Consider the following 10483-nt stretch of genomic DNA (forward strand, 5'->3'; position numbering starts at 1 on the left):
GCAGGGAGGTGCTGACCGCCGGCATCCTGGGCCTGGGCGTCCGCCGCCTCGCGGGGAGCTGCGAGGTTTGCGGCGACAGGGTCTGCCAGGTGTGCCTGAGCACGCAGGTCCTGGAGGCCGGTGACTTCCGGCAACGCCCGGTGGCGCCCGGCCCCGCGAACCGGAAGGCCCGGGGCCGCGTCTGCCGCGCCTGTTGGTGGGAGCACCTGACGGAGCGAGGCCTCAAGCCCCCCTTCCCCGCCCCGCCTGGACAGCGCGAGCGGGCCGCCCACGCGGCGAGGTCCTCCTGCCAGCACCCGGACGTCACGCAGGCCATGGGCTTCTGCCCCGGCTGCGGCGACGAAGTCGAATGGAAGGCCGAGCACGGCAACCCCGTCTGCGTGGCGTGCGAGGCGCCCTCCCACCCGCGCTTCAATCACTGCTGGGCCTGTGGCGAGTCCTTCGACGAGGCCAACACGCCCGAGCCCGTGGCCCAGGGCTACCGGCTCGAGTTCGACTGCGACGCGGACGACTGCGCCGGGAAGCTGGCGTGGCTGATGCCCTGCTGCCCGTGGTGCGGAGAAGCGAAGCACTGGGAGCCCGCGAGCGGCGGCGACCTGGAGTGCACGGAGTGCGAGCACCGCCTGGACCGCGCGTGGGCCCACTGCGTGCGGTGTGGCGAAGAGGCACCCCTGCCAGACGACTGCCTCCGGTGCGGCCAGGACCTGGACGACGCCCCCTCCGCCGCGCGCTGTGAGTCCTGTCGCAACATCGTGTGTGGGGACTGCTTCGACACACGCGTCGTTCCCTCCGACTCCGGTGAGCCCCAGGAGCGGCTCCTGTGCGCCACCTGCGGCGTGGGCTTTGACCGGCCCGCGCCTCCCGTCGAACCTCCCGAGGAGGTGGAGGAAGAAGCCGACGACGCGGACGAATCGCCAGACGCGGAGCCTGAGCCGGAGCCGGAGCCTGTGGCGTCTGCTTGGGAGGTGCTGGGAATCACTCCCGGCACTCCGCTCGCGGATGCACGGCGGGCCTATTTGTCACTGGTGGCCCAGTACCATCCAGACAAGGTCGCGCAGCTCGGCCCCAAGCTGCAGACCCTGGCGCAGGAGGAAACGCGCAGGCTCATCGAAGCCTGGGAGCACGTTCGCAGGAAAACTTCAGATACAGGAAAAACTTAGTTTCCTGGAAACTCCAACCATGCTCCCGCCGACAACCTCGCGGAGAACGGCGATGACAGGAGCCATGGGATGAAGACGAACGGGATGACGTGGAACACCGCGCTGGTGTCAGTGGTCATCGTGCTGGGTGCGTGTGGCGGCGCCGTCGAGGACACGGAGGCGCTCACGCCGGACGCGCTCGAAGCCGAGACATCCGAGCTGAACTCGCCCATCTATGACAGGGCGCGGGCCTTCGCCGCCGCCAATCCCAAGCGGGACGGCGGCACGTGGGACCAGTGGTGTGGTTCGTTGATGTGGCGCTTCGGCCAGTTGCCGGAGTCGTCGGCGCGGCCCTCCGCCATCGAGGCGTTCCGCGCGTCACGCATCATCTCCATGGACCCGACCCAGGCGCCCACGGGGGCGTTCCACTGGTGGGACATTGGCGCGTATGGCCACGTCGGCGCGGACCTGAATGGCGGTGGCGGCACCGTGTTCATGGCCACGCGCAAGCTGGCGCAGTCATGGGGTGATGCCATCGGCGTGAACAGCGTCCACGGGTATTCGGGCGCGACGGGCGCGCGCTATCTCGGCTGGTCCATGGACTACGCGGGCGGGCGCATCGCGGGCGGTGGCACGCCTCCGCCGACCGGTGGTGGCCTGCCGCATACGACGACGGAGTACGACGGCGTCCCCGGCCCCATCTATTACAAGCGCATCCAGACGGTCGCCCGGCGCGACTACGGCTACACGGGCCCCATTGACGGCGTCACCGGGCCCAACACGGAGATGGCCCGCGTGCGCATCACCGCGCGCGAGCTGAACCGTCGCGGCGGGCCCCGCACGTCGGCCCAGGAGGACGGCATCCCCGGGAAGGTCTATTGGACGCGCGTCCAGACGGTGGGCCGGAGCTTCGGCTACACGGGCCCCATTGACGGCATCCCCGGCCCCAACACGTACAAGGCCGAGCACAAGATTTGCGGGTACGCGGTGAACCGCGCGTTCTGACGCGGCGTCCGCGGTCCTGGGCGCGAGGCCGGACCTCACCCGGTCCGGTCCTCATGCCGTCCAGGTTCAGGCGCGAGAGGACGGCTGCACGTCCGCGCCCTCGCGAATCTTGTCGGAGCGCTCCCGCAGCTCGCGCCACGAGTCCTCATAGTCCTTCTTCAGCTTCGACCAGTTCTCGCCGTGGCTGCTCATCAACCGGCGGAGCGCGGACTCCGTGTCATGCAGCGAGCGACGGATGAACTCGAGCTCCTGCCGCGTGAGCCGTGAGTCCTCGGCCCGGGACTGCGTGGCGGACGCTTCCCAACCATCCACCTGCGCGCCAAGCGCTCGAAGCTCCGCCTCCCGCTTGCGCTCATAGCCGGCACGGACGAGCGCCATCTTCGCTTCCATCTCGATGACCGCCTGGTTGGTGTCGTCGTAGGACTTCCGGAGCTCGGCCTTGCCCTGGTCGAAGTTCTGCGTCTGCCGCTGGCCCAGCTCATCCAGCTTGACGCGGAACTTGTCGAAGACGCGGCGAATCGCGGACATGTCCTTGAGCTCGTCGCTTGCCTGGCGGACGTCGGCCTGCGCCTCCGTTTCCGCGATCCGGGCGTCGAGCCTCCGCTTCTCCGCATCCATCTGCTTCACGTAGGCCTCTTGCTCCGTCATGACGCGTGTCTCCTTCCGCGCGACCTTCCGGGCGCGGCGCTGTGCTGATGTCATGCATGAGGGCTCACCCCCATGGACGCACACACTGCGGCGGCCGAGGCCCGGGCGTCCGGCTCCCCGGGCCGGCGGCTGACGGAGCGCGCGCCTGGCGAATGCATGTCAGGGCGAGGCGCCATGCCGCGTCAGGGGCGACATGCCGAAGCTGAACCAGATCATCGCCGTCGAGAAGGGCGTCAAGAACCGCTCCCAGCAGGAGCTGACGCAGGCCCATCACGACCTCCAGAAGCCGCAGTTGCTCAGCGGCATCTCCCGCACGTATCAGCCCCGCGACGAGGAGGGTGAGCGCTTCCCCCCCGAATCCACCCGCGTGCAGGTACGAACGCAAGACGTCCTCAAGAAGACGCAAGAGATTCTCACCCGGCTCTTCGACGTCACCGCGACCAAGGACCTCACCAACTGTCACGCGAAGGTAGACGTGCGCGTGGATGGCAGGGTCCTGCTGAAGGGTGTTCCCGCCACCTATCTTCTCTTCCTGGAGAAGCAGCTGGTGGACCTCCACACCTTCGTGATGAAGCTGCCCACGCTGGACCCGTCGGAGTCGTGGGTTCCCGACCCGGCGCAGGGCCTGTGGGCCACCGAGCCCGTGCAGACGGCGAAGACGAAGAAGGTCCCCCGCAACCACGTGAAGTCCGAGGCCACCGAGAAGCACCCGGCCCAGGTGGAGGTCTATTACGAGGACATCGTCGTCGGTTACTGGAAGACGGTGAAGTTCTCGGGGGCCCTCCCCGCCACGCGCATGAATGACCTGCTGGAGCGCGTGGAGAAATTGCAGCAGGCCGTCAAGTTCGCCCGCGAAGAGGCGAACGCCGTCGAGGTGGAGGAAATGAAGGCCGGCGAGGCCCTCCTCGGCTACCTGTTCGGCTAGACTCACGGCCGCAGACCTTTTGGAGTCCAGACTCAAACTCAGCAGCAGCTTCACGCCGAGCGTTCTCCGGCCGTCCCCCAGTGCAGGTTCGAGCCCTGCCCCCGCCATTCCGCATCCCCTGCGGCGGGGTAGCCCAATCACGGTAGAGGCAGGCGGCATCACGAGCGCGCGAAGCACCCCAAACTCAGATTCCCACTCCAGACTCAGCATTCGCTGTCGCAGGCCCGATCAACCGTTCCCGCCCCCTCCCTCGTGATGCTGGTGCAATTCCAGCCCGCCGCTCCATTCCACCTTGCGCGGCGGTCGTTCAATCGCAGGACCCGAGGTCTCAACCGCAGGCGGGAACTTAAACGTGCGGGTCTCATCCATGGCAGCACCCCGAGCCCGGGCAGGAGGACACCCTGCTCGGGCTCACTCTTTCCAGCGGCGCAGCGGGACTTGACGCGCCTGGGCGGGAGCGCTCGGATGCGCCCCCATGAACCGGCTGCTGACCCGCGCTGAAGCGTCGAACTACACACAAACGTCCCTTCACTCCGACGTGCTGGCCTTCGTGGACGAGCTCTGCCGCCGCACGAAGCTCGCCCACCGGGTGGACTTCGGCCTGAGCGGCGAGGGCCAGCCCCTGGTGGCGCTGGTGGTGAGCGACCGCGGCTGCTTCACGCCCGAGCAGGCGCGCAAGCAGAAGAAGGTCGTGGTGATGGTGGAGGCCAACATCCACGCGGGCGAAGTCGAAGGCAAGGAGGCCGTGCTCGCGCTCGCGCGCGACCTCACCCTCACCCGGCTCGGGCAGACGCTGCTCGACAAGGTGTGCCTGGTGCTGGTGCCCGACTTCAACCCCGACGGCAACGACCGCATCAGCCCGAACAACCGGAGGCTCAACCTCCAGGACCTCGAGGGGCAGGTGAACCCCGAGGGCGGCGTGGGCACCCGCTACACGGGCGAGGGCTGGAACCTCAACCGCGACAGCACGAAGCAGGAGGCCCCGGAGACGCGCGCCATGGCCGCGCTGCACCAGACTTGGTGGCCCCACGTCTTCATCGACTGCCACACCACCGACGGCAGCATCCACGCCTTCGACCTGACGTTCGACACGTCCCATTCGAACGAGCCGCTCTTCTCCAAGCTGCGCGCCTACAACCGGGGCATGCTGGAGCGCGTCGCCAAGGCCGTGCAGGGCCGCCACGGCTTCGACAGCTTCTGGTACGGCAACTACAAGGACGAAGGCGATCCGCGCTCGGGCTGGCACACGTACCCGGCGCTGCCGCGCTTCGGCAGCCACTACCGGGGCCTGCTCGGCCGGCTGGACGTGCTGCTGGAGACGTACAGCTACATCGACTTCCCGCGCCGCTGCGCGGTGATGCGCGCGTGGCTGCTGGAGCTCTTCCGCGACGCGGCCCGGAACGCCGCCACCTACCGGGCCATCACCGACGAGACGCAGGCGGACATCATCGCGCGGGGCAAGGCTCCCGACGTGGAGACGCTCGTCGGCATCAACTACGGCGTGGCCACGCGCGATGCCCAGGGCGCGCTGGCGTTCGAGTACCCCGCGTACGCCCGGCCCGGGGACACGGCGAACATCCTCGCGTTCGACGAGGCGAGCATCACCGCGCGGCGCTACCCCGGTAAGCGCAAGCGCACCTACGCGATGCCGCACCACCGGACCTTCGTCCCCACCCAGTCCGTGAGCACCCCGGAGGCCTATCTGGCCCCCGCGGAGCTCGCCTCGCGGCTGGAGGGCCATGGCATCCAGTTCGAGCGGCTGCCCAAGTCCCGGCCGTTCACGGTGGACAGCTACCGCGTGGCCCGGCGCGAGGAGACGTTCAGCCCCGACGTGGCGGCGAACGTGCCGCCGCCCGGCGAGGCCGAGGTGCCGCTCAGCCAGAAGCCCAAACCGGTGCGCTTCGAGACGGTCCTCACGGTGGCCCCGGAGCGCACCACCCGCGAGTTCCCCGCGGGGACGCTCTACGTGCCCACGGCCCAGCGCGCCGGCACGCTCGCCGTGTACCTGCTGGAGCCCCACTCCGATGATGGCTTCTGCCGCTGGCAGTTCCTCGACGACGCCATCACCCCGGGCGATCTGTACCCGGTGCACCGCGTGGTGGGCGCCGCCACCGCGCCGAAGAAGGCGGAGTAACCCCACCGCCGGGACTGGCCGGCGGGGCGCTCAGCGGCGTCGGCTGGGAGGACGCCGGTCGTCACGGACTTCCCGCCGGGACTGGTTCAGCTCCCGCTCCGCCACCTGGATGAGCTCCAGGATGAGCGTGCGCTTGTAGCTCAAGGCCCCGGGCTGCCGCAGTCCCTCGATTTCGTCGAGCTCGCGGGCAATGGCCTTCCGTGTCCGCAGCGCGGCGTGCTCGGCGCGCAGGTCGCTCCGGGCTTCGACGGCGGAGGCCCGGCCCCAGTGGGCCGCCCGGGGTCCGCCCCACTGGGCCACGCGCGCATCCCGCCGGGACCGCCGCGACTGCGCCCAATCCTTGGACAGCTCCCGCTCGCTCTCCGCCAGCTCGGCGCGGAGCAGCTTGCGCAGACTGACCTCCACGTTCGCCATCTTCCGTTCGCTCCGGCTGCTCCACGCGGCGTCGAAGCGGACCAGCAGTTTCCGCAGGTCCTCCACGTCGCGGCGGTCATCGCGCAGCTCGCCCCGCTCCACGCGCGTGGGACGGGGGCCGAAGCCCTGGGCCTGGGCACTGCCAGTGAGGAGAAGGGCTGCGACCAGCGCGGAAGCGATGCGGTTCATGGGGTGCGTCCTCGTGAGCTCAGGGCCCGCCGTCGTGTTCATGAGGGCAGACGCATGCTCCGCGGCTCTATTCAGAACCCATCACCCCGCGGTGGGCCGCGGAGTGTGCGACACCACACACCTCTCACGGCACGCCGTCGCACGTTGGGGATTCCGTTCGGGTGAATCCAAGCCCATCTTCCTGGAATGGACCCCAGCAGCGCGTCAGGACGACCGAAGGAGGACGCGCCCGTGCGCGCCACCATCCTCAACGTCAATGACACGCCCGCCGTCCTCTATCTCACGGGTCGCATCCTCACGAACGCGGGCTATCACGTCGTGGACGCCACCAGTGGAACGGAGGCGCTCCGGTTGGCGAGCGGGCGCCCGGACCTGGTGCTGCTGGACGTGCACCTGCCCGACATCGACGGCTACGAGGTCTGTCGGCGCCTGCGGGAGCAGGAGGAGACGCGCGACCTGCTGATTGCACACCTGTCCGCCGTCTCCGTCCGCCGCGAGGACCGGCTCCGCGGGTTGGCCCAGGGAGCGGACGCCTATTGGACCACGCCGCTGGGAGACGACGAGCTCCTCGCCAACATCGAAGCACTGCTGCGGCTGCAGTCACGGGCCCAGGCGGCGGTGCAACTCCGCGACGAGTTCCTCGCCATCGCGGCCCACGAGCTGAGGACACCGCTCACCGCGCTGCGGCTCAACCTGGAGCGAGTGCTCCACCACCTGGCCCGCACGCGGGGCGATACAGTGTCCCGGAAGACGGTCGAAGCCAGCACCGCACCCGCGCTGCGCCAGTTGATCCGGATGCAAGAGCTGCTGAACACGCTGCTGGATGTGTCCCGAGTGGGCCACCGGAGGATGCGCCTCCATCTGGAGATGATGGACCTGGCCGAGGCCGCGCGCGACGTGGCCCAGCGGCTGGCCATGCAGGCCCGGGCAGCCGGCGTGGCGTTGACGCTGGCCCTGCCTGAGCGGCCCGCGCTGCTCGCGGGAGACAGGCTCCGGCTGGAGCAGGTCATCAGCAACCTTCTCACCAATGCCTTTCGCTACGGAGACGGCAAGCCCGTCCGCCTCATGGTGGAGGAACATCCGGACGTCCTCCAGGTCCGCGTCAGGGACCAGGGCATTGGCATCGCGGAGCAGGACCTGGCCCGCATTTTCAACCGCTTCGAGCGCGCGGTCACCACCGCTGGCACGGATGGGCTGGGATTGGGGCTCTACATCGCCCAGGAAATCGTCGCCGCGCACGAAGGAACACTCACGGTGGAGAGCCAGCCGGGCGAAGGCTCGACGTTTCAAGTCACGCTGCCCCGTCACCGGGTGGAAGCGTACTGACCGAAAGGAAGGCGTGTCGTGTCGTCAGGGGAAGACGGTGGAAGCGAGCGAAAGGCGATGACACCCCGGCTGGAGACCGGCGTACGCCGGCTCGACTTCATCACCAAGGGCGGCCTGATCCAGGGCGCCTCCTACGCGGTGTTGGGCCCTCCCGGCTCCGGCAAGACGTTGTTGGCGCACCAGATTGCCTTCTGGCATGTCAAGCATGGCGGCAAGGCGCTCTACGTGACGCTGCTCACGGAGTCCCACGCGCGCATGCTGGCGAACCTGGAGGCGATGTCGTTCTTCGACGCGTCTGTCATCCCCGACAAGCTCCACTACATCAGCGCCTATCACCAACTGGAGACCGAGGGGCTCAAGGGGCTCCTGGAGCTGGTGCGGCGCGCGGCCCGGCAACACCAGGCCACGCTGCTCATCATGGACGGCATGGACGCGGCGAAGGAGTTCGCCCGCGGCGACCTGACCTACAAACGCTTCCTGCAGGAGCTGCAGACCTTCATCGGCATCATCGGCTGCACGACGATACTGCTGTCGCCTCACTTCGCCGGAGACATGCCTCCGGAGACCACGGCGGTGGACGGCGTCTTCAAGCTGTCCCTCTGGCTGTCGGGACCGCGTGCCGTCCGCGAGCTGGTCGCGCTCAAGTTCCGGGGCAGTGACTCCTTGCTCGGCAAGCACGAGCTCGAAATCTCCGACCGGGGTGTCATCGTCCATCCCCGGACCGAGGTGCTGTTCTCCAATCCCCAGGAGCGGGAAGAGGGGCAGCGCAGCCGGATGGCCTTCGGGGTTCCTCGCCTGGATAAGTCCCTGCACGGCGGCCTCTTGTCGGGGTCCACCACCCTGCTGCTGGGCGCTCCCGGCACGGGCAAGACGCTGCTGGGCCTGCGCTTCCTCCTGGAGGGCGCCAGACAGGGACAGCCCGGTGTCTACTTCGGCTTCTACGAAACGTCCCAGCGGCTCATTGAAAAGGCCGAGGGCGTGGGCATGGGCGACTTCAAGAAGTACGTGGACGCGGGGCTCATCGAAATCCAGTGGCAGCCGCCGCTGGAGCACAACCTGGACGCGCTCGCCGAGCGGCTGCTGGAGCGCATCCAGGAGCGCAAGGTGAAACGGCTGCGGCTCTTCGTCGACAGCATCGCGGGCTTCCGCTCGGCGACCGTCTACCCGGAGCGGATGAGCCGCTTCTTCTCCGCCCTGTCCCACCAGCTGCGGATGCTGGACGTCACCACCGTCTACTCCGATGAGACGGCCCTCTTCTCCCCGAACGTGGACGCGCCGCAGCCAGATGCCACCGCGTACGTGGAGAACGTCATCCTGCTGCGCTACGTGGAGCTGCGCTCCCAGCTCTACCGGCTGATCTCCATCATGAAGATGCGGGAGAGCCAGTACGACAGCGGCATCCGGGAGTTCTCCATCACCGACAAAGGCATCACCGTCGCGGAGACCTTCGAGAGCGCCGAGGCCGTGCTCACCGGCCATGCCGTGGTGAGGGGAGCACCGCCCAAGGCCAAGGCCACCAGAAAGTCGCCCATGGGCGTCAGGGCGGCGGCGAAGAAGGCGGCCCGGAAGCCCAAGCGGAAGCCCGCGGGGCGGAGGCCCTCATGAAGACGATTCTGGTCGTCGACGATGAGCTGGACATCGCGGAGGCGGTGAAGTCCATCCTCGAGGACGAGGGCTACCGGGTCGTCACCTGCGCGAATGGCCGTGAGGCACTCGACTGTCTGAAGGACGCGCGTCCAGACCTGGCCATCATCGACGTCATGATGCCGGTGATGAATGGCTTCGAGACCATCCGGGCCATCCGCGGCTCGCGGGAGTTCGCGTCGCTGCCGGTGGTCATCATGAGCGCCATCGACCCGTCGGTGCGGCCGCCCGACTACGACTGGGCGGGGTTCCTCAAGAAGCCATTTTCGCTCGAACGCCTGCTGGAGCAGGTGCACAAGCAACTGCCGCCCGTCCCGGCGCCCGCGTGATGACGGTGCCCTCCGTCTACTCCTTGCGCAGCAGCACGAACTCCACGCGGCGGTTCAGCTCGCGCCCGCGGGGCAGCAGGTTCGGCGCCTTGGGCCGGGTGTCGCCCAGGCCCAGGGTTTCGATGCGCGACGCCTCCAGGCCCGCGGCGACCAGGGCCTTGGCCACGGCGTCGGCGCGCGCTTCGGACAGCGTCTTGCGGGCGGCGGCCGCGGGGCGTTCGCGGTTGTCGGTGTGCCCTTCGATGCGGAGCCGGAGCTTCTCGTCCCGCACGAACATGTCCATCAGCAGGGCCAGCCCCGCCGTCGTCCCCTTGCGCGGCGCGGCCTGCTTCTCCGCGAAGCGCGGCGCGCGCGGCAGCTCCACCACGTCCTTCTTCAGGCGCACCTTCTGGGACTTCTTCACCGGCGCCTTCGCCAGGGTGAAGGACACCGTGGGCACCGCCTCCCGGGAGAGCGTCACCTTTCGCGTCTGCGCCAGGTAGCCCTGGGACAGCACGTCCAGCCGGTACTCCCCAGGCGGCAACATGACCTCCACCGGCTTGCGCGCCTTGCGGTCCACCATCACCCGCCGCGGCGCCCCCGAAGCGGACTTCACGTACACGGTGGCCGCGACGGGCCGCTTCCCCGCCAGCACCTTCAGCAGCAGCTTCGCGGGCGCCACCGGCCCCTGCTCCGGCGCCTCCACCGTCTTCACCGGCGAGGGCACGGGCGGCGTCGGTGAGATGGGGGC

At 68.9% G+C, this 10483-nt stretch carries 10 protein-coding genes; 7 read left to right on the forward strand and 3 right to left on the reverse strand.

All coding sequences use genetic code 11. The features are described from left to right. Both G4D87_RS25780 and G4D87_RS25785 read left to right on the forward strand, forming a co-directional pair. Positions 1-1160: J domain-containing protein (locus G4D87_RS25780; RefSeq protein WP_240358609.1), on the forward strand; the 1160-nt coding region annotated here is incomplete at its 5' end. 69 nt (positions 1161-1229) lie between these two features. Further along, positions 1230-2144, forward strand: coding sequence for a hypothetical protein (locus tag G4D87_RS25785; protein WP_163784940.1), 915 nt, complete (start codon positions 1230-1232; stop codon positions 2142-2144). Positions 2145-2210: 66 nt separating this feature from the next. On the opposite strand, the gene G4D87_RS25790 is transcribed toward G4D87_RS25785, so the two are convergent. After that, entirely contained in the window at positions 2211-2792 is a 582-nt protein-coding gene (locus G4D87_RS25790; protein WP_163784942.1) for a sll1863 family stress response protein, read from the reverse strand. A 193-nt stretch (positions 2793-2985) separates the two neighbouring features. Here G4D87_RS25790 and G4D87_RS25795 point away from each other — a divergent pair, with 193 nt between their 5' ends. Together G4D87_RS25795 and G4D87_RS25800 are read left to right on the forward strand one after the other, a co-directional pair. Beyond that, on the forward strand, positions 2986-3717 hold the full coding sequence (locus G4D87_RS25795; RefSeq protein ID WP_163784945.1) for a DUF7873 family protein: 732 nt from the start codon (positions 2986-2988) through the stop codon (positions 3715-3717). Between the two features lie 475 nt (positions 3718-4192). Beyond that, positions 4193-5851: a M14 family zinc carboxypeptidase gene (locus tag G4D87_RS25800; protein WP_163784946.1), complete on the forward strand. Its 1659-nt coding sequence runs from the start codon at positions 4193-4195 to the stop codon at positions 5849-5851. Between the two features lie 30 nt (positions 5852-5881). Here the strand turns inward: G4D87_RS25800 and G4D87_RS25805 are convergent, their stop codons facing one another. Next, entirely contained in the window at positions 5882-6454 is a 573-nt protein-coding gene (locus G4D87_RS25805) for a hypothetical protein (RefSeq protein WP_176410629.1), read from the reverse strand. Between the two features lie 231 nt (positions 6455-6685). Here G4D87_RS25805 and G4D87_RS25810 point away from each other — a divergent pair, with 231 nt between their 5' ends. Genes G4D87_RS25810 through G4D87_RS25820 form a run of 3 tightly spaced genes read left to right on the forward strand, consistent with a single transcriptional unit; the run spans position 6686 to position 9753 of the window. Next, positions 6686-7780 carry a hybrid sensor histidine kinase/response regulator gene (locus G4D87_RS25810; protein WP_240358610.1) on the forward strand — a complete coding sequence of 365 codons (1095 nt, stop codon included), beginning with the start codon at positions 6686-6688 and terminating at the stop codon, positions 7778-7780. 18 nt (positions 7781-7798) lie between these two features. Continuing rightward, positions 7799-9385, forward strand: coding sequence for a DUF7125 family protein (locus G4D87_RS25815; RefSeq protein ID WP_240358611.1), 1587 nt, complete (start codon positions 7799-7801; stop codon positions 9383-9385). Next, positions 9382-9753: a response regulator gene (locus G4D87_RS25820; RefSeq protein WP_163784952.1), complete on the forward strand. Its 372-nt coding sequence runs from the start codon at positions 9382-9384 to the stop codon at positions 9751-9753. Before G4D87_RS25815 ends, G4D87_RS25820 begins: the two co-directional genes overlap by 4 nt. 16 nt (positions 9754-9769) lie before the next feature. Here G4D87_RS25820 and G4D87_RS25825 read toward each other — a convergent pair. Next, the coding region (locus G4D87_RS25825) for an OmpA family protein (protein ID WP_163784954.1) at positions 9770-10483 on the reverse strand (714 nt) is incomplete at its 5' end.

It is taken from the genome of Myxococcus vastator (genome assembly GCF_010894475.1).
GTDB classification, from domain to species: domain Bacteria; phylum Myxococcota; class Myxococcia; order Myxococcales; family Myxococcaceae; genus Myxococcus; species Myxococcus vastator.

What these genes read in the sequence shown, in the direction of transcription:
- G4D87_RS25795 (WP_163784945.1), top strand. Translation starts at nt 2,986, where the DNA reads ATGCCGAAGCTGAACCAGATCATCGCCGTCGAGAAGGGCGTCAAGAAC.
- G4D87_RS25790 (WP_163784942.1), bottom strand. Translation starts at nt 2,792, where the DNA reads ATGACGGAGCAAGAGGCCTACGTGAAGCAGATGGATGCGGAGAAGCGG.
- G4D87_RS25785 (WP_163784940.1), top strand. Translation starts at nt 1,230, where the DNA reads ATGAAGACGAACGGGATGACGTGGAACACCGCGCTGGTGTCAGTGGTC.
- G4D87_RS25805 (WP_176410629.1), bottom strand. Translation starts at nt 6,454, where the DNA reads ATGAACCGCATCGCTTCCGCGCTGGTCGCAGCCCTTCTCCTCACTGGC.
- G4D87_RS25820 (WP_163784952.1), top strand. Translation starts at nt 9,382, where the DNA reads ATGAAGACGATTCTGGTCGTCGACGATGAGCTGGACATCGCGGAGGCG.
- G4D87_RS25800 (WP_163784946.1), top strand. Translation starts at nt 4,193, where the DNA reads ATGAACCGGCTGCTGACCCGCGCTGAAGCGTCGAACTACACACAAACG.